The following is a 24,890-nucleotide window of genomic DNA, read 5'->3' on the forward strand; positions in this document are numbered from 1 at the left end:
CAAGTTCCTCCCGCCCTGACAACAAATTGCAAGGATTTAGCCATCAACACGACTGGTGCTTGCCAATAACACCACATGTGATGGGCATGAACACATCGGTAGAAACAGGGAAGAAAGGTTCATTGTTGTCATATTATAGTAAGATACTAATGACTAACCTGTATGGGAAATGTTACCGGACAGTACTATTTTGCTATACATTTTCTTGTATGTCGTTGATAAGCTGACGATAAGTAAGGATAGGATGCTTGGCAGCAAGGACATCATCCACACGACCGATAGGTGTGTTGTGTGGTGCTTCCTTGACAAGCTCTGGCGTCTCACGAGCCTCTTTGGCAATGATGTGCATAATCTCAATAAAGCCGTCAATAGTATCCTTGCTTTCCGTCTCAGTAGGCTCAATCATCATAGCCTCATGGAAAAGAAGAGGGAAGTATATTGTCGGCGCATGATAACCATAGTCGAGTAAGCGTTTGGCGACATCCATGGTTGTCACGCCTGTACTCTTATCCTTCAGGCCATCAAATACAAACTCATGCTTGCAAAGTGTGTCGATAGGAAGTTCGTAATCATCCTTCAGACACTCCTTGATATAGTTTGCATTCAGTGTAGCAAATGGTCCAACCTCCTTGATGTGCTTCTTGCCAAGAGTGAGAATATAAGTGTAAGCACGGAGAATGACGAGGAAGTTGCCAAGATACCCGCTTATGCGGTTGTTTGCAGTAGTATATTCTTCTGTCAACTCTGGGCTCTCAACAGCAAAGCCATCCTGTGTTTTGAAAACGTGGGGCTTTGGTAGGAAGGGAATCAATTTCTCGCATACACCAACCGGACCAGAACCTGGACCGCCACCGCCATGTGGTGTGGAGAATGTCTTGTGGAGATTGAGATGGATAACATCAAATCCCATGTCGCCGGGACGTGCAGTCCCCAGCAACGGATTGAGGTTGGCACCATCATAATACAGCAGACCGCCACAATCATGTACGAGCTTTGCAATCTCTGGAATATCCTTCTCAAATAGACCTAACGTGTTAGGATTGGTCATCATCATACCGGCAATGTCATCACCCAATAGAGGTTTTAAGTCGTTGACATCAACAAGTCCTTCTGGTGTACTCTTTACTTCTACAATCTCCAGTCCACATACTGCAGCTGATGCCGGATTAGTTCCGTGAGCCGAATCAGGTACGATAACCTTTGTACGCTTGGTGTCGCCACGCTGCTGATGGTATGATGTGATAATCATCAAACCAGTCAACTCTCCATGTGCACCAGCATAAGGGTTGAGCGTAACATCAGCCATTCCTGTGATGGATGCAAGTGCACGCTGAATATTGTATTCTACTTCCAGTGCACCTTGAACTGTTTCAATGGGCTGGCAGGGATGAAGGTCTGTAAAAGCAGGCATTGAAGCTATCTCCTCATTGATAACCGGATTGTATTTCATTGTGCATGAGCCCAGGGGATAGAAGCCATTATCAACGCCAAAGTTGTTTTCACTGTGATTGGTATAATGACGTACAACAGTCATTTCATCACATTCAGGCAGTTCTGCATCTTTAGTCCGTTTGTAAGACTCGGGGAGTGGATGATGCCCAAAACGGTTCTCTGGGAGACTGTAAGCACGTCTGCCAGGGTGTGACAACTCAAATATCAGATTGCCATATAGTTTATTGTTCATTGTTGCTTGGATTTTAAAAACGTTGTTCGACTATAATAATCCGACAAGTGTGTCAATCTCCTCTTTTGTACGTTTCTCTGTAACGGCAATGAGAAGTTTGTCGTCATCAACCTTGATGCCAGGGAGAATACCGTTCTTGATAGCTTTATCGAAGAAAGTATTACGGTCCTTTATCTGAACAAGGAATTCATTGAAGAACGGTTTGTTGTAAACGAGCTTTACTTTGCCTGTACCAAGGAGCTGCTCACAAAGATAGTGTGCACCGTCATAACTTGTCTGGGCAGCTTCCTTTATCCCTTCCTTACCCATTATGCTCATATAGATGGTTGCGTAAAGTGCCATCAGACTTTGGTTGGAACAGATGTTGGAAGTTGCTTTCTGACGACGGATATGTTGTTCGCGTGCCTGGAGCGTAAGGGCGAATACACGCTGTCCACGACTGTCGCATGTCTTACCCACAATGCGTCCGGGAAGTTTACGCATGAGTTTCTCGGTTGAACACATATAGCCAGCGTAAGGACCACCGAATGCCATTGGCAGACCAAGGCTCTGAATGTCACCAACGGCAAGGTCAGCACCCCATTCTCCCGGAGTCTTCAACAAAGCAAGGTCAGCAGCGACACTGTTGATAATGAACAATGCTTTCTTTTTATGGCAAGTGTCAGCAAAGTCTGTGAAATCCTCAATGATTCCATGTCGGTTAGGCTGTTGGACGATAACACCAGCTACGGCGCCAGCCTCCATCTGGTTCTTCAGGTCATCAAGTGAAGTTACACCATCAACAGTCTTGATAGCTTTAAGCGTGATGCCGTAGAAATGAGCGTATGTTTTCAGAACGCCGATGATGTTCTCGCATAATGCTTCAGAATAAAGCACGGTATCGGCTTTCTTTGCATTGTTGAAAGCCACCATCATAGCTTCAGCTGTGGCTGTTGTTCCTTCATACATAGAGGCATTGGCAATATCCATACCCGTAAGTTCAGCCATCATGCTCTGGAACTCAAAGATATAATGGAGTGTACCCTGTGATATTTCTGCCTGATAAGGAGTGTAGGACGTAAGAAACTCTGAACGGCTCAGAAGGTTAGGGATGACACTTGGTGCATAATGATCATACACACCGCCTCCGGCAAAGCAGGTGAGTCTGTTGTTTTTCTGACCGAGTTTCTCAAAGAAAGCACGTATTTCCAACTCGCTCATTGTCTCAGGAATATCGTAATCCCCCTTGAAGCGGATGCTTTCGGGCACCTCTGCATAAAGACCGTCAAGGTCCTTTATGCCGATGCGGTCAAGCATCTGCTGAATGTCCTCATTTGTATGAGGTAAAAACTTATGGTTCATTTGTTTAGGATTTTGTTTAGGTAATGTAGACCGTATGGCTACGATTAAGCGTTTATAAGCAATGATTGGCTTTTCTATCATTGCCTATTGGTACTTATAAACGCCTAACAGTTTTTAATTAGAACTTTATTCAGCACAGAACTCCTCGTATGCTTTAGCATCCATAAGATCCTTTAGTTCAGCAGTGTCAGAGAGTTCCACCTTGATAATCCAGTTCTCGAAAGCATCCTTATTAAGCAGGTCTGGCTCATCCTCCAATGCTTCATTAACTTCGATGACCTTGCCTGATACAGGAGACTTGAGGTCAGAAGCAGCTTTAACACTCTCAATAGCACCGAAATCCTCATCAATCTCGACCTCATCATCTACCTCTGGCATGTCAACGTAAACGATGTTGCCTAAGGCGTTCTGTGCATAGTCTGTGATACCGATATAGCCAATGTTACCTGCTACTTTAACGAACTCGTGTGACTCTGAATAGTAGAGCCCTTCAATAACTTTTGCCATAATATTTTTATTTTTATGATTGTTTGTTTTGTTGTATCTATTGCCTGAACAGCTTGTTGGTGCAGTATCAGAATATGGGGACGCACTGGTTGTACGTCCACCATTGGATATTATAGCCATGTGCATGGGATATGTGTCCTTGCAGATTGCCACTGGCAACTATACTGATACACCCCGACAGGCATTTAGTGCATGTTACTTCTTGTAGTGTTTCTCGTAGAACTTCTTTTTTACCACAGTGCCTGGGAATGTCTTTTTGCGAATCTGTATCTCAAGTCTGTCACCCATCTGGATGGAAGCATCTACTAAAGCCACAGCACAGCTCTTCTCAGTTGAAATCAGACGGTAGCCAGTGGTAACCTCGCCAACCTCTTTCCCATCTTTCAGAACCTTATATCCATGACGTGGGATAGCGTTGTCATCCAGTTCAATACCACGGAGACGACGTGCAACGCCTTCCGTCTTCTGGCGCAGGAGAGCCTCTTTGCCGAGAAACTCCTCTTTATCAAACTTCACGAACATGGACAATCCTGCCATGACAGGCGTGATCTTATCAGAAAGTTCATTGCCATAGAGGGGCATTCCTACTTCAAAGCGTAAGGTGTCACGACAGCCCAGTCCGCAAGGCTTTACACCAGCTTCCATGAGTTTGCCCCATGCTTCAACGATATATTCAGGTGTACCATAGACTTCAAAGCCGTCTTCACCTGTATATCCTGTACGGGAAACAATTACTTCGGTGCCATCCTTCTCAAGGCGTTTTACCTCATAGAATTTCAAATCCTTGCAGGCAAGTCCAAGTACGTTCTCGACCTTTTCTTCAGCTTCAGGTCCCTGGATTGCCAACTGCCCGTAAGCCTCGCTTTTATTGTCGATAACAACATCGAAACCTGTTGCGTTCTCTTCAATCCATGCAACGTCCTTGTCAATGTTGGAAGCGTTGATTGTCATAAGGTAGAGACGTTCATCGAGTTTGCAGATGCACGTGTCATCTACAACGCCACCATCAGGATAGCAGAGCATTCCGTAGAGTACTTTACCGGCAGAAAGCCCAGTGACATCATTTGTAAAGATATGATTAATGAATTTGTCAGCTTCAGGACCTGATACAATCACCTCGCCCATGTGGGAAACATCAAATACTCCGCAATGTTCTCGTACAGCATTATGCTCTTCGATGATTCCTGTGTACTGGATTGGCATGTCATAGCCAGCAAACGGAGTGATGAGTGCGCCTAATGCGACGTGTTTGTCATATAGGCAAGTTCTTTTATTTGTCATACAGTTTAGGTTTTAAGTTTTGGTTCTTCTCTTGGTAGTTTATCGTGTATGTTTAAGTTGGATTTAATTTCATAAGTCCGTTTGCAAATATAAGTAAAAGGGTTGAAGTCACAAAATATAATCTAACAAAATGATGTTAATAAAGTTAAAGTATGGATAAGCAATGTTATATGCATCTGGCAATAAGTCGGTTTTAGTATTTATTCGTAATTTTGTATTTCTCTAAATGAAAAGAGGTATTGGTTTTATGAAGCATTTACAGCAAATATTTATTCTTATTGCCTGCATATTGGTTGTGACAGCGGCAGCGGTACAGCGTGATGGTAAGTTATGGGGCAATCGTGTATTCAGTAATACGGAAAATGAAGCGAAGCTCCCGGCGGATACAGTTCGTACATTGGATGATGGGACGGTTGTTGTCAACACTACTTATTTGGCAAAGGGAGTAAAAGGCTATGGTGGTCCTCTTCCATTAGAGATTTATCTGAAGGATGGTAAGATACAGCAGGTTAAGACTTTGCGCAATTCGGAGACGCCTGATTTCCTTCTGGAGGCGAGTAGGTTGCTGGACCATTGGAACGGCAAGACACCTGAGCAGGCTCTGGCAATGAAAGTAGATGGCGTGACAGGAGCAACATACACTTCGCAGGCTATTATCAATAACATGAAAGCTGGTCTTCGATATGCTGTCAAGAATGTAAAGGATTCATCAATCTTCGATAAGATGGATTTCCGTGCGAAGACTATCATTGGTTTGATAGTTGTCCTTATGGCAGCTGTTATTCCGTTGTTTGTCAAGAACAGACGTTATCGGGTATTCCAGCTGTTAATGAATTTTGTCGTTTTGGGGCTTTGGGGAGGTACGTTTATATCCTTGTCGGTCATCATCAGTTTCATGTCAGGCGGCATCAATGTCTGGGTGTCATTGATTCCGATAGTGATGCTCATTACTGCATTTGTTTATCCAGTCTTTGGCAAGAAGAAGTACTATTGCACCCATGTCTGTCCTTTGGGCTCCGTACAAGAACTGGTGGGAATGACAAATCATAACAAATGGAATATGAGCAATCGAACTGTGCGGATTCTGGAACATTTCCGCAAGATTCTATTCTGGATTCTTATGGTTCTGATGCTTGCCGGTGTATGGTCGGAGTGGATGGACTATGAGCTCTTTGTTGCTTTTGTCTTCCAGTCAGCAGCCTGGGTGGTTGTTCTGATAGCTGTGGTATTCCTCTTGCTGTCATTTTTTGTGCCACGTCCTTATTGCCGCTTCGTCTGTCCAACAGGAAGTTTATTAAAGCTGTCTGCTACTGATGTGAAAAATTGGGTGTAAGACTGACTGAGTGACAAATCAACCTATCCTTTTGTTGTAAGTAAGCATCGCTTGCAATGCAAGGGTAAGCCTGTTCCATTCTGACTAACGTCTTTTTTCAATCCAGCTAAGCATCTTTTCTTGTACTGCTTTATAATCTGTTGATAGCTGACAGGATGCTTATTTGGGTTTTATCCCAGGTCATTGGGAGTTCTCACTATTCCAAAATGTTTCGAAATCCTATAGGATTAGCAGGAGAACACACACTTTTTTGTAATGACCCCAAATCTTTTCATGTAAATACTTTGAAATCGCAGACAACAGCCTGAAATATCATGACATAATTTCGAGTAAAATACCTACAAATAAAGGCTAAAACACGTGTAAAAAGCAAGTTTGCAACCAGCAGTAAATCAGTTAGTTATAAAGTAGTGCAAGAAAAGGTGCTTAATTGGACTTCAAAAGGGCGTCAGTAAGGCCTCAAAAGGGCATCTATTGCAAGTCAATTGGGCGTCTTTTCAATGCCAAAAGACCATGTATTGGTTTTGAGTTGTATGAAAATAGTTTACAAATGTTGATTGATATAGGAATAAGTTGTTTGTTGAAGATGGAAAGACATGGTATTTATTTTCTGCATTTTTTGTGCCTAAGTTTCTTCTTTCCTACTGTGTTTAATATCGACAACATCAAAGTGGTCGGCAAGTACATCTGGAAAGATGCAACGTAATAGTTGGTCACTCTTCATGATGCAAAGATAATAAATTCTTATGAAATTATGCGCTTAAGAGGATAGGCTTGCAACTGGGTTTTAGGACTGACCCGTTTCCTTCTTTCCTACTGTGTTTTATAGGGGTGCGGAGTTAGAAAACAAAAAGTCCCAGACTGTTGGTCTGGGACTGAAAGATTACTTGTCTCACGACAACTAATCTTCTAACCTTAATAATCTAATACCATGAAAAACACGTTGCAAAGATATCCATATTCTATTATAGTTCCAAATATATAGTGTTAAATAATACAAACTTTTAGCTTCTGTCATTTAACTTAGGACATTACTCTATATACGTGTTATGATTGGTCTGTATCAAGTTATTTTATACTGTTGAGCAGTCCAAGTTTGCCATCGTTTACCAGTTTGATAATGAGTTCGCCGAAGAGCGTATTTTGCCATGCAAACCACTCACGTGTGAACTTGTTAGCATCGTCCTTATAGAAACTTTCGTGTATGAAACCAGTTCCAGCGTCGGTGTTCATCAGCATTTCAATACACTGGCGGATTTCCTGATCATCTTTTGAGGTGAAAGCTCGCATCATGATGGACATAGGCCATATCATATCATTACCAATGTGTGGACCACCAATTCCCTCACCAGCCTTGCCACGGTGGAAATAAGGATTATCCACACTCCATACATAACGGCGGGTGTTCTGATAGATTGGGTCGTCAGAGCTTACATCACCAAGATAAGGCATTGCCAACAGACTTGGTACGTTGGCATCATCCATCAGGAAGTAGCTGCCAAAGCCATCTACTTCGTAAGCATATATTTTACCGTATTTAGGATGTTCATATACTGCATACTTCTGCAAGGCATCGCTGACCTCATTGGCAAGGTTGGCACATTGTGTGGCAAGTGCAGTATTTTTATTTACTTTGGTCAATATCTCCGCTGCTTTGCGTAGAGAAGATACTGCCATAAAGTTTGATGGTACGAGGAACTGTAATGTTGTTGTATCGTCTGAAGGACGGAAGGCAGAGGCAATCAATCCTACTGGCTTGACAGGTGCTCCCCATCCTGCATTGTTCATTGTGTCAAGTGCACGGTCTGTAACACGCAGGAACTTGTAGGTTCCTCTACCATCTTTCTTCTGCTGCTCACGGAAAGTCTTGAGGATATTCTCTACTGCTTTAATCCATTCTGAACTAAAGACACTTGTGTCGCCTGTCACCTTCCAATATTCAAAAGCAAGGCGGATAGGGTAGCAGAGTGAGTCAATTTCAAATTTACGCTCGTGCAACTCTGGCTTCATATCCGTTTCATCAGTCATCCAGCGGCCATTTGGATCTGGATAATGATTAAATGCATTAGCGTATGGGTCGATGTTGATACATTTAAACTGCCGGTTGATGACACCTGCCAGCATCTTCTTCAGTTTCTTATCCTTGCCTGCCAACTGTACGTAAGGCCAGACTTGCGCACCCGAGTCACGGAGCCACATGGCCGGAATGTCACCTGTGTAAACGTAAGTGTCAGGTGTTCCGTCAGCTTCTTCACCATAGTGAACGGTGGTGTCGAGTGTATTTGGAAAGCAATTCTCAAACATCCATGCCAGACGTTTGTTAGTCAACTTCTTTACGATGTTCTGTATTTCCTTCTCAACTGCTTCAGAACGGAAAAGGCGGTCAGCTTCCTTCGGGCGTTTAGATGTGAATGTCACCGCATCCGCAGGGCAGGTGAGTTGGCACACTGATACCTCATTGATATTATCTGCATTGGCAGGTTGCGCCTGTAATGCCATCAGTGCAATGAATGTTGATGTGACATAGGTAATCTTTATCATACGTTACTAGTGATGCAATAATTTTAAATTAAACTTCATATATCCCTTTATTAATAAGGGTTTCAGATCGTTCTTTGATTTTTTGATTTGAAAATGACAGCGTAACTTTGCAACCAAAACTGCATTGTTATGAACGTCGGTCGATATGTGTTTTCACAAGTTGTGAAGTACATACCTCGTTATCAGTTCGACAAGTGCGTGAAGAAGTACCGTGGCGACTGGCATGTCAAGGATTTGACTTGTTACAACCAGCTTCTGCACCTTTTGTTTGGACAGCTGACGAGTTGTGATTCTCTACGGGACATCTGCCTGTGTCTTGGTGCCCACAAGGACATCCTCTACCATCTTGGATTTGGCAACACGGTCAACCAGTCATCACTTTCCCGAGCTAACGACAATCGGGATTACCGCATCTATGAGGAGTTTGGCATCTATATGATAAATCTGGTAAGACCTTTATACACAAGGACCTCGATACCAGATGTCACTATAGACAACGTACTTTACTCCCTCGATTCCACGACCATCTCCACAAGTGTCAAACTTGCGACATGGGCTTTAGGAAGATACAACAAGGGGGCGGTGAAGATGCACACTCTGCTTGACTTGCGCGGGAGCATTCCAGCAAACATCCACATCACGGATGGCAGATGGCATGACAGCAACGAACTTGAACTGACTGCGCCGGAGCCTCTTGCCTTCTATATGATGGACAAGGCCTATGTTGACTTCGATGAGTTCTTTCGCTTCCATTTGGCTGGAGCCTATTGGGTTACCAGACCGAAGGACAACATGAAATACGAGATTATTGGTCATAGAAAAGACTTCTCCCGAGAGGATGGTATTCGAGGCGACTTTACCATTCGCTTGACTCAGCCAAAGACTCATGCACTTTACCCTGAGCCTTTCAGGGCAGTCTGCCACTATGATGAGGAGACGTGTGAAGAAATAGTGTTCATCACTAACAACTTCGAGATCAGCGCAGTGGAAGTGTCCGTCCTGTATAGGCACAGATGGGACATAGAGGTGTTCTTCAAGTGGATAAAGCAGAACATTGTCGTGAAGACCTTGTGGGGGTATTCCGAGAATGCAGTCCGAATCCATCTCTGGGTTGCAGTCATCGCCTATCTGCTTGTTGCAAGAATAAAGGCGGACAACAAAAGCCCATACACCATTACGGAAGTGGCAACGCTGATAAGAGTTTCTGCTTTGGAGAAAACTCACCTCAGAGATTTAATCACTAAGCCGAGAACCTCTGTCATTTACAATCAATATGTCAAAGAACTACCTCTATTTGATAATATGTAAAACTTAACGCGATTTTATCGCATCAGTACTAATCATACGTTATGATTTCGTTTTATTGATATTTATTGATTTGGTCTATGATGAACTGAACTTCTTCGTCGGTCATTGTTGGGTTGCAGGGCAGGGATAGTTCCTGTTGATGGATGAATTCTGTGATAGGATAATGCCGTTCGTTCCACTCCTTGTAAGCCTGCTGCTGGTATGGAGGAATAGGGTAGTGAATCATTGTTTCTATGCCACTGTCTTTTAGGTATTGCTGCAAACGGTTGCGTGATGGGCAGAAAATGGGGAAGATATGATGAACATTATCCCTGTCATTGTCTTTTGTCAGTGTTATCTGCGGGTTGTTGATATCCTCATGATAAGCCTTGGCAATCATCTTCCTGCGTTGGTTTTCTTCATTCAGATATTGCAGTTTTACATTCAATACAGCAGCCTGAATCTCATCCATACGGCTGTTTATTCCCTTGAATGTAAACTCATACTTGCGTGCTGAACCATAGTTGGCAAGGCTTTGGATAGTCTGTGTCAGTTGTTCGTCATCAGTTGTTACAGCTCCAGCATCACCTAAGGCGCCGAGATTCTTACCAGGGTAGAAGCTGTGAGCTGCAGCATTTCCAAGGCTTCCTGTGCGTTTCTCGCCATATTGACAGCCATGTGCCTGTGCATTATCTTCCAGTAACAGGAGGTTATAACGCTGGCAAATGTTGCTAATCAAGGACGTATAGGCACATCGTCCATAAAGGTGTACAAGCATAACAGCACGTGTGCGAGGCGTGATAGCCTGTTCAATCTGTTGTTCATCAATCTCTAACGTATTGATGTCAGGTTCAACAAGCACGGGCGTTAGCTGGTTTTCAGTGATGGAAAGAATAGTTGCTATATAGGTATTGGCAGGAACGATGACCTCATCTCCCTCTTTGAGAAGCCCTAACTCCCTATAGGCACGGAGAATAAGGCAGAGTGCATCAAGTCCGTTACCGCAAGTTATGCAGTGCTTTGTGCCGATGTATTGCGCATAATTCTCCTCAAACAACCTGTTCTGTTGTCCCTGCAGGTACCATCCTGAGCGTATGACACGCTCAACAGCTGTTGATATTTCGGTGTCGTGCAAGGCTGTTATGCTTTGAAGTGAGAGGTATTTTATCATTGTTTCTGTTTACTGTACTTATAAAGTGAATGCTGTTTGTGGGACAGTGGAAGTCTGTTTTTTCCTAATTCAGGGCGGACTAGGTCTCCCATTCATAGCAGTCGTAGCAGACTCCGCGTCCTCCAAAGCCTTCTTTCTGAAAGATAAGTGGAGCATTAAGCACTCTTCCTTCCTCTTCTGTACTCTTGCCAAAGTCGAAGAAGCCTTGGTGATTTGCATAAACTTCATTGATAACATAATCAAAGAGAAGGTCTAATGCACCAACAGATTTTCCTTCTTCTGAGGCTGATATGTACTGTGTGTGAACAACTTGTGGCATCTCATAAACCAGTGTGCCACCAATGGAAACACCTTTGTCGTTATATGCCATGAAAAGTCGGATGGACTTGGGGAAACGACTGTGGAGTAATTCTAATTCTTCAAGGGAGTGTACAGGGCGAGTTGCATACTTATGGGCAAGGTTGTTATTAAGGATTTCCCAAAAAGCAGCAAGGTCTTTACTCTCCTTAACAGTCACACCAGCACGAGAGGCTTTTCTGATTCCACTCTTTCGACTCTCTGCGAACTTCATTCGCCAGACAAAAGGTATACTGCTTGAAATGTCACGGTTTACCAGTTGTGTATGGCACACATTGATGATGGCATAGAGGTCTTCTTCTGCTGGATAGCTGTGATAAATCCACGGTGTAGGCTTGTATATAACTCGCTGTATTCCTGATTGATAAAGATATTCATTAATCTTAATGAATACATCACATATTTCTGCTGCTGTTGCTTGTTTATTGGTTATAAGTCCACCGTAGGTCAGTCCTTGATGAGAGTAAAGTACTTTGTCTACACGATTAGCTGGCAGGAGGGCGTAAAGTCGTCCTTTGCGGTAGACCATCAGCGAACAGTCTTGAAACCGGTCGGCATGATAATCCATGTAGGAACGGATGAAAAGAAACGTTCCCTGCTTTGAATGCTCAACAAACTGATCCCACTCAGTTGCCAGATTTTGTGTATATTTTCTTACTTCAAACATTCTGTTTTCGGATTCCTCCATAGGTGGCAAGCGATAAAGCAGCTCTTGTTCTTTAGAGGTAGATGTGTTTTTATCTTGTGATCTCTTGTAAACTCAATACGCTGCAAGGATAAATTCGGAAAGTAAAGGACACATATCCTCTTTTATTTAGTAGCTGTTTATGATAGTGTCAAGCCTTGAATAAGTTGTTTTTTATTTGCCTTTAGATGCCTTATAGTTCAGATATTCATTATAATCACGAATATAATCAGACTCATCAAAGGGGGATTCTGCCAGTACCAGGCATACAGCACCCGACGAGAAATCATCGAGTGTGCGCCAAGTGTCCGTATCTACCAATAGTCCTTGATAGGGGTGATTCAGTAGGAAAGACTGTTTATGAATTCCATCATCCAATGTCACGGTGAATGAACCACTTACTGCAATGATGAACTCACGGCAATGCTTATGTGAATGTCCACCACGGAAAGCCCCTGATGGCACATCATAAGTCCAATAGACGCGAGAGACATTGAACGGAATATCTTTCATACCCTCGGCTACGGAGAGATTGCCACGTGGGTCAACAATCTTCGGCAGTGATATAATCTTCCCTATAGAAGCCTTGTTTTCTTTCATTCTTTTATTTCTTTAGATACTGATTTAGCAGAATCAGTCAAGAGTACTCAAGGCATCATCAAACGCAACTGTTTTAATAATTTATGTCCAGTTGGGATTCTGTTAATGCCTACTTAATATTTAATTAACGCCTACTTGCATTGCAAGTAACGCCCAATTGAAGTCCAACTAAGCACCTTTTCCTGTATGGTCTTACAACGGTATGATAGTTAAAGACTTATGTCACCACTATAACTCATCGTCAGTAACGCCTGTTTTGCTATGTCTGAAAGCGTATTATTATATGGTATTTGTGTACAGAAAAACTAACTCAGGAACTTGAGTTACAGTCTCAAGCCTTTATTTCCTCATATAAGGATCTGTACCCAATACGGTTTCGGCAACTCGTTTAGCTTTGTCACGAAGAGCGTCCATGTCAGTACCTACTTCACCATAGCAGAGAGCTATACCCATACGACGACCTATGTGAGCAACCGGTTTGCCGAAGATGCGCAGGCGGGTGCAATCTTCCTTGCAGGCATCCATTAAGTTGTAAAACAATGGTTTATCTGATTCTATTGGAGAAAGGATTACAGCAGAACAACCTGCATGTTCAAGATGGATTGCCGGTATAGGAAGTCCCATTACTGCACGGAAGTGGAGTTCAAACTCGCTTAAGTTGGTTGTATGCGCCAATGTGACCATACCTGTGTCATGTGGACGAGGTGACAACTCAGAGAATATAACCTCTCCTTTCTTTGTCAAGAAGAACTCAACTCCCCAAATACCATATCCAGTGAGTGCACGTGTAACTTCATTGGCGATGTGTTCCGCCTTACGTAAAGCCTCTTCTGATATGGCGTATGGCTGCCAGCTCTCACGGTAATCACCACCTTTCTGTATATGTCCAATAGGTGGGCAAAAGAGGGTAGGACCATTCTTCTGTGTAACAGTAAGCAGAGTGAATTCGCTTTCAAAATCGATGAACTCTTCAATAATCACCTCCTTAACATCACCACGTGCACCTTTCATAGCATTCTCAAATGCTTCTTCCAGTTCCTTGTCATTGTGAACATAACTCTGACCATGCCCACTTGAACTCATCAGAGGTTTTACCACACATGGGAAACCAATCTCGTCAGCTGCAGCTTTGAATTCCTCGTATGTCTTGGCATAGAAGTATTTGGCTGTCCTTAATCCCAGATCTCGTGCTGCAAGGTCACGTATTGCGCGGCGGTTCATTGTGAAGTTCACAGCACGTGCTGATGGAGCGACCTTTATTCCACGCTGTTCATAGTCGAGCAGGCGTTCCGTACGGATAGCCTCAATTTCAGGAATGATGAGGTCAGGCTTATGGGAGTCAACAACTGCATCAAGCGCAGCACCGTCAAGCATGTCAATTACTTCATACTCATCAGCGACCTGCATGGCAGGTGCATTCGCATAGCTGTCGCATGCTATAACATACTGACCAGCACGCTTGGCTGCAATGACGAACTCCTTGCCCAGTTCACCTGAGCCCAATAACAAGATTTTTTTCATGTGGAGGTGTTGTATATATAATAAGAGGTGAGGATAATTGACGCCCTCATTTGTCCATTGTTATTAGCAGGACGGACAGTCGAGGGCATCTTTTATATATATTATCTGTTTTATAATCTTCCTTTCTGAGTGTACATCATGTCGTAATACTTCTGGTAATCTCCCGAAGTAACATCCTGAATCCACTCCTGATGCTCCAGATTCCAACGGATTGTCTTCACAATACCCTCAGCAAACATTGTCTCTGGATACCATCCTAATTCGTTCTTGATCTTTGTAGGGTCAATGGCGTAACGTGCGTCATGCCCAAGACGGTCAGGAACATGTGTAATCAATTCTTCATTGATCCAGCTGATGTCAATATCACCATTGCTGTCTTTCACTTGCTTTTTAAGAATAGAACGAAGGCTTTTGTCCTCTGCCATCATACCGTGGATAGTCTTGATAGTGAGCTTGACGATGTCGATATTCTTCATTTCGTTATGTCCACCAACATTGTAAACCTCCCCATCACGACCTTCACGTACAACCATGTCAATAGCCTTGCAGTGGTCTTCAACGTAAAGCCAGTCGCGGACATTCAGACCTTCACCATATACAGGAAGTTTCTTTCCTTCAAGGATATTATTGATAATCAATGGAATCAGCTTCTCTGGGAAGTGATAAGGACCATAGTTGTTAGAGCAACGGGTAATGGTTACAGGCATATGATAGGTGTCATGATAAGCCATTACGAAATGGTCTGCACTGGTCTTGCTGGCAGAGTAGGGACTGTGTGGGCAGAGTGGAGTCTGTTCCGTGAAGTAGCCCTCTGCTCCCAGTGAACCATATACTTCATCTGTTGACACCTGGTGATAACGCTTTCCAGCTTTCCAGGTAGGATAACCTTGCTCATTTTTTCCTGTCACCCATGCATGACGTGCCGCATCCATGAGGTTCTGTGTACCAAGGATATTTACGGAAAGGAAAAGCTGCGGATCTTCAATCGAACGGTCAACATGACTTTCTGCAGCAAAGTTGACAAGGTAGTCAATATCATATTCTGCGAAAAGGCGGTCAGCAAGTTCACGGTCACGAATGTCACCCTTCACAAAGATACATCGCTCGTCATCAATATCATCCTTGATGGTTCCGAGATTACCTGCATAGGTAAGGGCATCGAGGATTATCACCTTGATTTCTTCATTCACATACTTCTTATGAAGCAGATACTTAATGTAGTTAGCGCCGATAAAGCCAGCAGCACCAGTTACTAAATAGGTTTTCATATCTTTGTTGTTTATTGTTTATTGTTTCTGTTTTGTCAATGTGGAAGGTTTAATCTTTTTGTAAACGCCCTTAATTCACATATAGGAAACATTATGACATAGGATATAAACGCTTAGGGAAAGGTATTCTTTCCTTTACAATTCATATAGGTTTTTATTTATATTCTGGTTGTTTGTCTCCTAATGTTATAACTTCGCAATCAGTGAATTTATTGCCCTCTATGGTCAATCTCACCAAAGTTCTGTCTTTATGCCATCCACGCTGACCTGCAGCTCCGGGATTTATATGCAGCAGGTTCAATGTCTTGTCAAACTGTATCTTGAGGATATGAGAATGTCCATCAACAAAAAGATTGGGCGGAGAAGCATAGAGCATGCTCTGTACCGAACGGTCATATCGTCCGGGATAGCCACCAATATGTTTCAACAGCACATCAACATCCTCGCACTTGAAACGCAGAATATCACGGTAGCGATTACGCATAGTGTAGTCATCAATATTACCGCATACTGCACGGAAGATGGGGTTCATAGCTTCAAACTTATCCGCAACCTCCATTGAACCGATGTCACCGGCATGCCATATCTCGTCACATTCGCCAAGATAGTATTCATATTTATTATCCCAGTAGCCGTGGGTGTCAGAGATTATGCCGATACGCTTCATAGAAGATGCTTTCTTCTGATAAACTCTGCAATCAATTCCTTGGTCTTTTCCAAACCGAGAATACTTGCATTAATACAGAGATCATAACTTTCAGCTGCTCCCCAGGTCTTAGCCGTGTAGTAGTTGTAGTATTTGGCACGTTCATTTTCACCATTCTCAATTATTTTACGTGCTTCCTCGTTTGAACAGCTGCGCCGTTCGCAGATATTGGCGATACGGGTTTCCATGGATGCTGTTATGAAGATGTTTACGGTGTCTGGATTGTCCCGTAATACGTAATCAGCGGTTCTACCAACGAAGACACAGCGTGGGTTCTGTTTTACAACTTCACGGATAGCATCACTCTGGAACTGATAAAGGCTTTCCTGTGAGAAGTTACTCTTATAGAAGTTGTTGTCTCCCAGAAGTGGGAGATGTATGTGGAAGTGGCTCTTCATAAATCCTTTCTGTTCATCATTCTGCTCGAAGAACTTCTCAGAGAAGCCACTCTCTTTGGCTGCAAGATTGAGTATCTCACGGTCATAGAACTGACAGTCGAATTCATCGGCAAGCATCTTTGCGATGATACGACCGCCGCTTCCAATCTGACGACCAACGTTTATTATCAGTTTCTTTTCCATATTCAGATTGTAATTGATGGTTATACGTCTTGTTTATTAATAGCCTGCTGCTTCAGTCGGCGCATGTAGACAGTCATGATGATTGCAGCAACCAGTGATGCCGTTAAATCGCTTGATGGTAATGAAGCCCATACACCATCCACTTGGAAAAAATGCGGCAGTATGGCAAGCAGCGGAAGGAGGAATAACAGCTGGCGGGAGAGGGAAAGGAAGATACTTATCTTTACCTTGCCGATACACTGGAAGAAGTTGGTTATCACCATCTGATACCCTATGAGAGGATACATCATCATGTTTATCTGGATTGCCTTGATGGCTTGACGAATCAGTTCGGAATCTGTCGTGAACATACGTGCACAATAATAAGGGGCTATATGGGCTATCAGCCAGCCTGTAACCATGATTCCTGTTGCTGTAAGGATGGTAAGTTTCAGCACACGCATAAGCCGGTCGGTCTGCTGCGAGCCATAGTTATAACCAGCTATTGGTTGCATACCTTGGTCCAGTCCAATGACAAACATCACGAAAATCATAGCTATGCTGTTGGCTATGCCATATGCGCCGACAGCCATGTCTCCGCCATATTTTACCAGCTGATTATTCATGAAAATAACCACAATGCAGGCACAGACATTCATCAAGAAAGGTGAAATTCCAATGGAAATAATATTCTCCACCAGATGTTTTTTAAGTCGATAGATACCATATTTAAGATGAAGCAGCTCATTATGATTGGCAAACTGTTTCATCTGCCAGCAAAGTGCCAATGCCTGTGAAATGACAGTGGCAAAAGCTGCGTCACGGATTCCCCAATGCCATAATCTTATGAATACGAAATCGAGAAAGATATTCATCACGACAGTAAAGATAGTTGCCATCATTGCCTGACGTGGTTTGGAAGCGGCACGAAGTACGGCATTCATCCCAAAATACATGTGGGATATGACGTTGCCTGCCAAGATAACCTCCATAAAGCTGCGTGCATAGGGGAGTGTTGCGTCACTCGCACCAAAGAAACGTAAGATAGGATTAAGAAAGATAAGGCAGATTATCCCGAAGACACTTCCTATAATCAGGTTTAATGTTACAGTGTTGCCAAGGATGTTTTCTGCCGTCTCATAGTCGCGCTGGCCTAATTTCGCGCTGATAGCTGTTGAGGCACCTACTCCTACAGTAGCACCAAAGGCTGCGCCAAGATTGATAAAAGGAAAAGTAATAGCCAGACCGGATATAGCCATCGGACCAACAACCTGACCAATGAATACCCGGTCTATGATGTTATAGAGCGATGCTGCCGTCATGGCTATAATAGCCGGTAACGCATATTGTGCCAGCAACTTGCCTACAGGCTTTGTTCCTAATTCTAAGGTCGCTTTCTTATTATCCATCAAGATTCTATTACTAATCTATTTGCATATGAGATTCATCTCAACACTATGCTTGCAAAAGTACGAAAAAAAACTGATAAAACCTATTTGCTGATTGATGATTTATAGGTTGATAAACCATATTTTCTGCTACTTCTGCTACATAATTTTTGATTTATCTGTATGAAAATGCTGAATTCTTCTCATGAAAAAAAAGAATTCTTTTCATGAAGAAAAATATTTTTCTTCACGTAAATAAATATTTCTTTTCATGAAAAGAATTTGGAAAGGATGTTTTTCAAATTAATAGATAGGGGATGATTCCGCAGGATGAAACGGGCTGCACATCATAAACAAAGCCCGACTGTATGTGGATTTGCTGTGCGTTCCTGCATTACTGGTAATAAATAGCTTGTTGTTCTTTTATGGATAGATATGATTAAGGGACACACAAACAGTGTGTCCCTTGATCTTGATACAGCTTTTTACTGGAAAACTGTTGTTGGTTACGGGATACCCCGTATAAGAATTTACCTGTTGTTGCCAAGTAAGGATGAAGAATCTTTCACGTTTTCGTCTGGTTCTTTATTCTTTTTCCCAGCCATTATGCGAGTATTTGGGATTGACAGAAAACTCCGCTGCACCAATGTCGAGATCTCCACTGTTCGGAACCCGATATTGTCCCCATGCACATGGCTTGCTCTTTTTCGTCCTGTTACCTTGCCATGTTCCCACATACTGGTTGTTGCAATAAGAATCGGAATGGTCATCAATATCGTCATATACGATTTTATTGTCATGGGTTTCATACCAATAGAAGAACAGATAACCGGAGAATACACCACTTCCCCTCTGGTTGGAATCTTCTTCAAACCTGTATTTAGCGATACTGCATCCACGTCGTTTGAACTTTCCCTTCATAGAGTCGTCCACACCATACGTTGGATGGTTGAACTCCCTGTTTTCAATCACGTCGATTGTTCCATGGAAATTGCATCGGTTCCCCTTGACAACAGAAACGCCAGTAACATCATACAGGTTGTCATCTTTTTTCTGTACATTCAGGATGTCTATCTTGAGTTTCTGATAGTTTGAACCTATAAATCCAATATAAGGCACTCTTTTGTCAGATAGAATGTTTGAGAAATCTGTTTCAATCCCCGTGTTCTTGTTGTCTTCCACCATGGATAGAATCCATGTTGGAACATCATAAGCTACCTTTTTCTTCTGGCATCCTAAGAAAGGAATGGCAAACAGGAGAAGTATGAAAGGGTTTAATGTTCTCCTCATAATCTTCAGATATAAAATGCCTTATATTGTTCTGTCATTATCCTATGAAGTTGGCCTGTCCTATGAAGTAAAGCAGGATATAACCCAGTATGATTGAGACGATACCGCTGGTCAGTCCCACCTTGAGCATGTCATTGTGCTTGACGAGTCCTGTTGAATAGGCGATGGCGTTCGGCGGGGTAGAGATAGGCAGACACATAGCCGTAGAAGCAGCAATGGCAATACCGATGAGAATAGTGCTTGTGCCTCCGATTCCATCCAGCTTGTTGCCCATGCCACGGCATACTACGGCAAGGATAGGAACTAACAGGGCTGCAGTTGCTGTGTTAGAAATGAAGTTTGACAGGAAGTAACAGATCAGTCCGGATATGATAAGGATGATGATAGGACTCCAGTTGCCGAATGGAATACTCTCGATAGCTGCATCAGCCAATCCGGAACCGTTCATGCCCAGACCGATTGCAAAACCTCCGGCAACCATCCAGATAACGCTCCAGTTGATTTCCTGCATATCCTTTGCAGTTATTACACCTGTAACGGCGAAGATACCCATCGGAATCATAGAGACGGTGTTGGTGTCAATGCCGGTAATATCTTTTGGGATAATCCATAAGAGAATCGTGATGATGAAAGTAATGATGACCACCCACATGCGCCATCCACGATGCACTTCACCGTCAATCTTCAGCTGAATAGTCTTCTGCGTAAATGGGAAGAAATATAGGATAATTCTCCATGAAACAATTAGAAGGATGATTACAAGCGGAGCCATGAATGCCATCCAGTGCATGAAATCAATGTTCATGTTCAGTCCTTGTGGGTCATTGAGATATTTGAGTGCGATAAGGTTTGGTGGAGTACCGATTGGCGTTCCCATACCTCCAAGGTTTGCTGCAACAGGGATTGACATCGTCAGGGCAATACGACCTTTTCCGTTGGCAGGGAGAGCAGCAAAGACTGGTGCGAGGAAGGTAAGCATGAGGGCTGCTGTAGCAGTGTTTGAAATGAACATCGAGAAGATTCCTGTTATGAACAGAAAGCCCAGAAGAACATTCTCACTCTTGTTTCCAAATGGCTTGATAAGGTTACGTGCCAGCAATGTGTCGAGTCCCGATTTGGAAGCTGCAATCGCCAGGATGAATCCAGCAAGGAACAGCATGATGATCGGATCCGCAAAGGATGCCATGATTTCCTTTGAATCAAGGAGTTCTCCTATCCCGTCGCTCTTGAAGATGCCAAACGCATTCTTTGACACTGTGACGCACATGATGGTCATGATAGCCAGGGATGTAGCCCATGCCGGGATACATTCTGTCAGCCATGAAAGGGTTGCAAACACAAAGATTGCAATGATGCGTTGTTGTACTACGGTTAACCCATCAATGCCAAAGCAGCTTGTGGGCAGGTTCCAGATAATTGTTGTCACCACGAGAATGCCTAAGATTTCCCAGACTTTCTTCATTTCAACGTGGCTGCTAAGTGCATTAGACTTTTCTTCTGCCATGGTGTTAGTTGTTTAGTTTAATAATTTAGATTGTTTGGTAAATTAGGTGGCTAAAGTATAAAAAATATTCTTAACAAGCAAAAGAATGTATCTTTTTTTGTATTTTTGCATATTAAATTCTTGTTTATGCGTCAGTTATCGGTATTTACTCTTTGCCTTTTATTGTTTCTTTCCTGTAGTAACCCTCGAAAGAAGATGGTCCGTGAAGGGGAAAAGGGAACAAAAAAAGAATTAAAATACGCCCGGAATATCACTATTGAACGTACAAAGAGTTATGTGGTAGTACGTTTGTTGAACCCTTGGAAGAAGGGTGCTGTTCTGCATACTTATTATCTTGTTGGCTGTGGCTCGCAGGTGGATGTGCCTGAAGATGGTACAAAGGTTGCAATCCCACTTCAGAAAAGTGTTGTCTTTACGACGTCTCATGCCAACCTCATTGAAATGCTGCATGCACAGAAGGCTATTGCCGGAGTAGCAGACTTGAAGTACATGATTATCCCAGACGTTCAGAAACGTGCACGGATGAAAGGTGGAATAGTGGATTGTGGCTATGCAATGAAGCCTGACATTGAGCGGATTATTGACTTGTGTGCTGATGCTGTCCTGCTTTCTCCCTTTGAGAACAGTGGTGGTTATGGACGTCTGGAGCAGATAGGAGTCCCAATTATAGAATGTGCTGACTATATGGAACGTTCTGCCTTGGGACGTGCAGAATGGATGAAGTTCTACGGTTTGCTCTTCGGAAAGGAACACGAAGCCGATTCGTTGTTTGCTGTCGTGGAAGAGAACTATAAGTCTTTGAGTAAGAAAGCAAGACAGAGTAAGGTGACACGTAGTGTACTGCCTGACAGGAAAGTAGGTGCGGTATGGTATCTGCCAGGTGGTGAGAGCAGTGTCGGTCTGTTATATAAGGATGCGCACGGCTCCTATGCCTATGCAGCAGACAAGCATAGCGGAAGTCTTTCAATGCCTTTCGAAACTGTTTTGGACAAGTTCGGACAGAGTGATTTCTGGGTTTTATGTTATAATGGAGACTTTAATTGTAGTCTGTTGTTAGCTGAATATCAAGGTTATGCAAAGTTGAAGCCTTGTCAGACAAAGGAAATCTATGGCTGTAAGGTAGACAGCAAACCCTACTTTGAGGAGGTGAGCTGGCGACCAGACTGGCTGCTGGCTGACTTGATTCAACTCTTTCATCCTGACTTGCATATTGCTCCCATGCGTTATTACCAGAAACTGACAGATTAAAAGATAGAGAAGATGAGACAGAATATCTTTATATTTCTGGCGATGGGTATCGTACTGTTGTTCGGGCTGAACCTTCTGACGGGTTCTGTTCAGATACCGTTTGCTGATGTTGTGGATATTCTCTTTAATCGTTTTGACGGAAAGGAAAGCTGGCGGTATATTGTTTTGGAGAACCGACTCCCACAAACCTTAACCTCCATGCTCTGTGGTGCTTCACTGGCAGTTTGCGGTTTAATGCTACAGACGGCGTTCCGTAATCCCTTGGCAGGGCCAGATGTGTTTGGTATCAGTTCAGGGGCAGGATTAGGCGTAGCATTAGTGATGTTGCTGTTAGGTGGTAGCGTGTCTATATCAACGTTCACGGTGTCAGGCTTCTTTGCTATTCTTACGGCTGCTTTTATCGGTGCAATCGGGGTGACAGCACTTATCCTGTTTCTCTCAACTCTGGTGCGTAACAGCATTTTGTTGCTGATAGTCGGTATAATGGTCGGCTACGTTTCTTCATCCGTCGTTTCCCTTTTGAATTTCTTTGCAACCGAAGACGGCGTGAAGAGTTATATGGTTTGGGGGATGGGGAACTTTGGAGGAGTTCCGATGAACCACATGCCACTCTTTGCATCGCTCTGTCTGGCAGGTGTTGTTGCGTCTTTCTTCTTGGTAAAACCACTGAACATTCTGCTTTTAGGACCGCAATATGCAGAGAGCTTAGGCATTAGTACCCGTCAGATGCGCAATATACTATTAGTGGTAGTAGGACTTTTGACGGCTGTTACAACAGCTTTCTGTGGTCCTGTGTCATTTATAGGATTAGCTATTCCCCATGTATCCCGCTTGCTGTTCCGCACAGAGAATCATCAGACACTTCTTCCCGGAACCGTGCTTAGTGGGGCTTTGATAGCTTTGTTGTGCAACTTTATCTGCTATCTTCCCGGTGAGTCAGGTATTATCCCACTTAATGCAGTCACACCACTTATTGGTGCACCTGTTATAATATATGTGATACTTAAGCGTCGATAATTAATCAAGTTCCGAGTGTATTATTAAGGAGTAATAATTAAGCCAATAACCTTCATGTTGTCTATAACAAGAAACGATGTTGAAGGCTATTGGCTTAATATTTTCTGCTCTCTGGAGCTTTTGTTTCTTCTTAAGGACTACTTTTCCCCTGTTAGCCTTTTCTGTATGGGATATTGTTTGTATGAAGAAAGTCTGCTATATGTAAAGTATAGCTTTAGTAACCCATATATTGCCCCATGAAACAGATGTTGTTGTACTTGTCAAGAATGTAATAAAGGAAAGGATGGTCAGCCTTGAAGGTGAACTTTGTAGGGTGAACAGCTGCCGATAATGTCTCTATTTGTGTAACTTGAACAGCTTTTGCACTGACTCCATTCTCGTTAACAGTCAGGCTTATCTGCTGGAATACATCATCAATAACCAGTGGTTGAGAACTCATTTTGCTGATATCAGCCTCAGAAGAGAAAAGATTACCTAAGCCCATTTCGCTATACAGTTGCTTCATAGGAATATTCAATGAAGTGGTAAAGCGTGGGAAAAGGATGTCTACACAATCATATACTTTGGTGCTTTGAGATATCTTTTGCAGGTCTTTGACCGTTAATTTGCTGATGATAGCTTGCAAGTTGTTTTTCTTCAGAGGAAGGATGGCATACATTTGAAAGCCATTTTCTAACGGCATACGTAGTACTTGATAATCCTTTCCCGTATATCCTTGATATACTTGCTTAGAATCATAGTTCTGCATCATTTCAACTTGTTTTGTTTTGCCATCCGATGTATAGAATGTCATAGGTTTTGTTTCCTCCTTTTCAAAAGGTAAAGCCCATGCAGCTTTGAGCGTTACAGCATTAATAAGCTGTGCCGCTTGAAGGCCAGTAAATTTAATTGGCAAGGTCTGAATCTGCCCTTTGGTTATCGTTTTACAGAGTCTATTAGCTTTTTCTTTGCCTTTCGAAGTGTTGGCAGATTCGATTATATTGGTAAAATAATAGTGTTCTAACGCTTCTTGGAAGTCGGGTAGGACCTTAGTTTGCTCGTGAAGTGTCAGGAAATTCGCAGTAATCATATATCCCTGAGATTCATTTTGTTCGATGGTATTTTCCTTTCTCTGACCAATAAGCATCTTTCTATCAAGTGAATTAATACTCTGAAGGTCTTTTACCGAGTAGCCAAGAGCTTTTGAAATGACTTCCTGTGTCTTTCCATCTGCACCATTATTAAGCATGTTCAGCGAATAAATCACTGCCATAGGTGAGAAAGCCATACTCTCCTTGTTCTTTTTGCTGGATAACAGTTGGAAGAACTTCAGGCTGAAGGTGTTAGAACTTGATACTAATCTTGTTTCTTCTTCTGTTAGCTGATAGTCAGGTTCAGCCTCTTTAGCAGCCATTTCAAGAGTTTGAGGAGTTTTGTTAGGTTGTTTGTTAGATTGGATACAACTTGCCAATAAAAGTAAAATTGGAAAGTATAGAAGTTTTTTAGCCATAGTGAATTGGTTTGATTTAAAATAAAAAGTGTCATCAAAGGTACAAAAAGAATTGCTTTGAAATGTATAAATGATTTCTTTTTCTATCAAAAAGACATTTTTTCTCCTTTTT

General features: G+C 42.8%; 20 protein-coding genes. 4 read left to right on the forward strand and 16 right to left on the reverse strand.

All coding sequences use genetic code 11. From position 1 onward, the window contains the following. Positions 1–193 precede the first annotated feature (193 nt). From gcvPB to gcvT, 4 genes are all read right to left on the reverse strand, one after another. The gene (gene gcvPB, locus ADJ77_RS08380; RefSeq protein ID WP_025079151.1) at positions 194–1,684 is read right to left on the reverse strand and encodes an aminomethyl-transferring glycine dehydrogenase subunit GcvPB; all 1,491 of its coding nucleotides are present in this window, start codon (positions 1,682–1,684) and stop codon (positions 194–196) included. A gap of 30 nt (positions 1,685–1,714) precedes the next feature. Beyond that, positions 1,715–3,025, reverse strand: coding sequence for an aminomethyl-transferring glycine dehydrogenase subunit GcvPA (gene gcvPA / locus ADJ77_RS08385; protein ID WP_025079152.1), 1,311 nt, complete (start codon positions 3,023–3,025; stop codon positions 1,715–1,717). 126 nt (positions 3,026–3,151) lie between these two features. Further along, positions 3,152–3,532: a glycine cleavage system protein GcvH gene (gene gcvH, locus ADJ77_RS08390; protein ID WP_025079153.1), complete on the reverse strand. Its 381-nt coding sequence runs from the start codon at positions 3,530–3,532 to the stop codon at positions 3,152–3,154. A gap of 195 nt (positions 3,533–3,727) precedes the next feature. Continuing rightward, the gene (gene gcvT, locus ADJ77_RS08395; protein ID WP_025079154.1) at positions 3,728–4,813 is read right to left on the reverse strand and encodes a glycine cleavage system aminomethyltransferase GcvT; all 1,086 of its coding nucleotides are present in this window, start codon (positions 4,811–4,813) and stop codon (positions 3,728–3,730) included. Between the two features lie 247 nt (positions 4,814–5,060). Between gcvT and ADJ77_RS08400 the strand changes: the two genes are divergently transcribed. Then, entirely contained in the window at positions 5,061–6,146 is a 1,086-nt protein-coding gene (locus tag ADJ77_RS08400; RefSeq protein WP_025079155.1) for an FMN-binding protein, read from the forward strand. Between the two features lie 1,068 nt (positions 6,147–7,214). Here the strand turns inward: ADJ77_RS08400 and ADJ77_RS08405 are convergent. Further along, positions 7,215–8,687, reverse strand: a complete 1,473-nt coding sequence (locus ADJ77_RS08405) for a glycoside hydrolase family 125 protein (protein WP_025079156.1) — start codon at positions 8,685–8,687, stop codon at positions 7,215–7,217. 129 nt (positions 8,688–8,816) lie between these two features. Between ADJ77_RS08405 and ADJ77_RS08410 the strand changes: the two genes are divergently transcribed. Next, a complete protein-coding gene (locus ADJ77_RS08410) occupies positions 8,817–9,995 on the forward strand; it encodes an IS4 family transposase (protein WP_025079277.1) in 1,179 nt (392 codons plus the stop codon). A gap of 52 nt (positions 9,996–10,047) precedes the next feature. Here the strand turns inward: ADJ77_RS08410 and ADJ77_RS08415 are convergent, their stop codons facing one another. From ADJ77_RS08415 to ADJ77_RS08460, 10 genes are all read right to left on the reverse strand, one after another. Next, complete coding sequence (locus ADJ77_RS08415; RefSeq protein WP_025078972.1) at positions 10,048–11,145, reverse strand: DegT/DnrJ/EryC1/StrS family aminotransferase; 1,098 nt, start codon at positions 11,143–11,145, stop codon at positions 10,048–10,050. A 79-nt stretch (positions 11,146–11,224) separates the two neighbouring features. Beyond that, complete coding sequence (locus tag ADJ77_RS08420; protein ID WP_025078973.1) at positions 11,225–12,169, reverse strand: GNAT family N-acetyltransferase; 945 nt, start codon at positions 12,167–12,169, stop codon at positions 11,225–11,227. A gap of 192 nt (positions 12,170–12,361) precedes the next feature. Further along, positions 12,362–12,787: a sugar 3,4-ketoisomerase gene (locus ADJ77_RS08425; protein ID WP_025078974.1), complete on the reverse strand. Its 426-nt coding sequence runs from the start codon at positions 12,785–12,787 to the stop codon at positions 12,362–12,364. A 339-nt stretch (positions 12,788–13,126) separates the two neighbouring features. Beyond that, positions 13,127–14,308, reverse strand: coding sequence for a formate-dependent phosphoribosylglycinamide formyltransferase (gene purT / locus ADJ77_RS08430; protein ID WP_025078975.1), 1,182 nt, complete (start codon positions 14,306–14,308; stop codon positions 13,127–13,129). A gap of 110 nt (positions 14,309–14,418) precedes the next feature. Continuing rightward, the gene (gene rfbB, locus ADJ77_RS08435; protein WP_025078976.1) at positions 14,419–15,576 is read right to left on the reverse strand and encodes a dTDP-glucose 4,6-dehydratase; all 1,158 of its coding nucleotides are present in this window, start codon (positions 15,574–15,576) and stop codon (positions 14,419–14,421) included. A gap of 154 nt (positions 15,577–15,730) precedes the next feature. Next, positions 15,731–16,243: a metallophosphoesterase family protein gene (locus ADJ77_RS08440; protein ID WP_025078977.1), complete on the reverse strand. Its 513-nt coding sequence runs from the start codon at positions 16,241–16,243 to the stop codon at positions 15,731–15,733. Beyond that, positions 16,240–16,863 (reverse strand): cytidylate kinase-like family protein, encoded by a 624-nt coding sequence (locus ADJ77_RS08445; RefSeq protein WP_025078978.1) that lies wholly within the window; start codon positions 16,861–16,863, stop codon positions 16,240–16,242. The genes ADJ77_RS08440 and ADJ77_RS08445 overlap by 4 nt, the downstream gene beginning before the upstream one ends. Positions 16,864–16,883: 20 nt before the next feature. Continuing rightward, the gene (locus ADJ77_RS08450) at positions 16,884–18,251 is read right to left on the reverse strand and encodes an MATE family efflux transporter (protein WP_050696282.1); all 1,368 of its coding nucleotides are present in this window, start codon (positions 18,249–18,251) and stop codon (positions 16,884–16,886) included. A gap of 564 nt (positions 18,252–18,815) precedes the next feature. Beyond that, a complete protein-coding gene (locus tag ADJ77_RS08455) occupies positions 18,816–19,520 on the reverse strand; it encodes a hypothetical protein (RefSeq protein WP_025078979.1) in 705 nt (234 codons plus the stop codon). Between the two features lie 37 nt (positions 19,521–19,557). Next, positions 19,558–21,024, reverse strand: a complete 1,467-nt coding sequence (locus tag ADJ77_RS08460; RefSeq protein WP_025078980.1) for an SLC13 family permease — start codon at positions 21,022–21,024, stop codon at positions 19,558–19,560. Between the two features lie 126 nt (positions 21,025–21,150). Between ADJ77_RS08460 and ADJ77_RS08465 the strand changes: the two genes are divergently transcribed. Next, positions 21,151–22,272: an ABC transporter substrate-binding protein gene (locus tag ADJ77_RS08465; protein WP_025078981.1), complete on the forward strand. Its 1,122-nt coding sequence runs from the start codon at positions 21,151–21,153 to the stop codon at positions 22,270–22,272. Between the two features lie 12 nt (positions 22,273–22,284). Beyond that, the gene (locus ADJ77_RS08470; RefSeq protein ID WP_025078982.1) at positions 22,285–23,289 is read left to right on the forward strand and encodes an iron ABC transporter permease; all 1,005 of its coding nucleotides are present in this window, start codon (positions 22,285–22,287) and stop codon (positions 23,287–23,289) included. A gap of 214 nt (positions 23,290–23,503) precedes the next feature. On the opposite strand, the gene ADJ77_RS08475 is transcribed toward ADJ77_RS08470, so the two are convergent. Continuing rightward, a complete protein-coding gene (locus ADJ77_RS08475; RefSeq protein WP_316931914.1) occupies positions 23,504–24,868 on the reverse strand; it encodes a serpin family protein in 1,365 nt (454 codons plus the stop codon). Positions 24,869–24,890 lie beyond the last annotated feature (22 nt).

Origin of the sequence: Prevotella fusca JCM 17724 (assembly GCF_001262015.1) — a bacterium.
In the GTDB taxonomy this organism is placed as follows: domain Bacteria; phylum Bacteroidota; class Bacteroidia; order Bacteroidales; family Bacteroidaceae; genus Prevotella; species Prevotella fusca.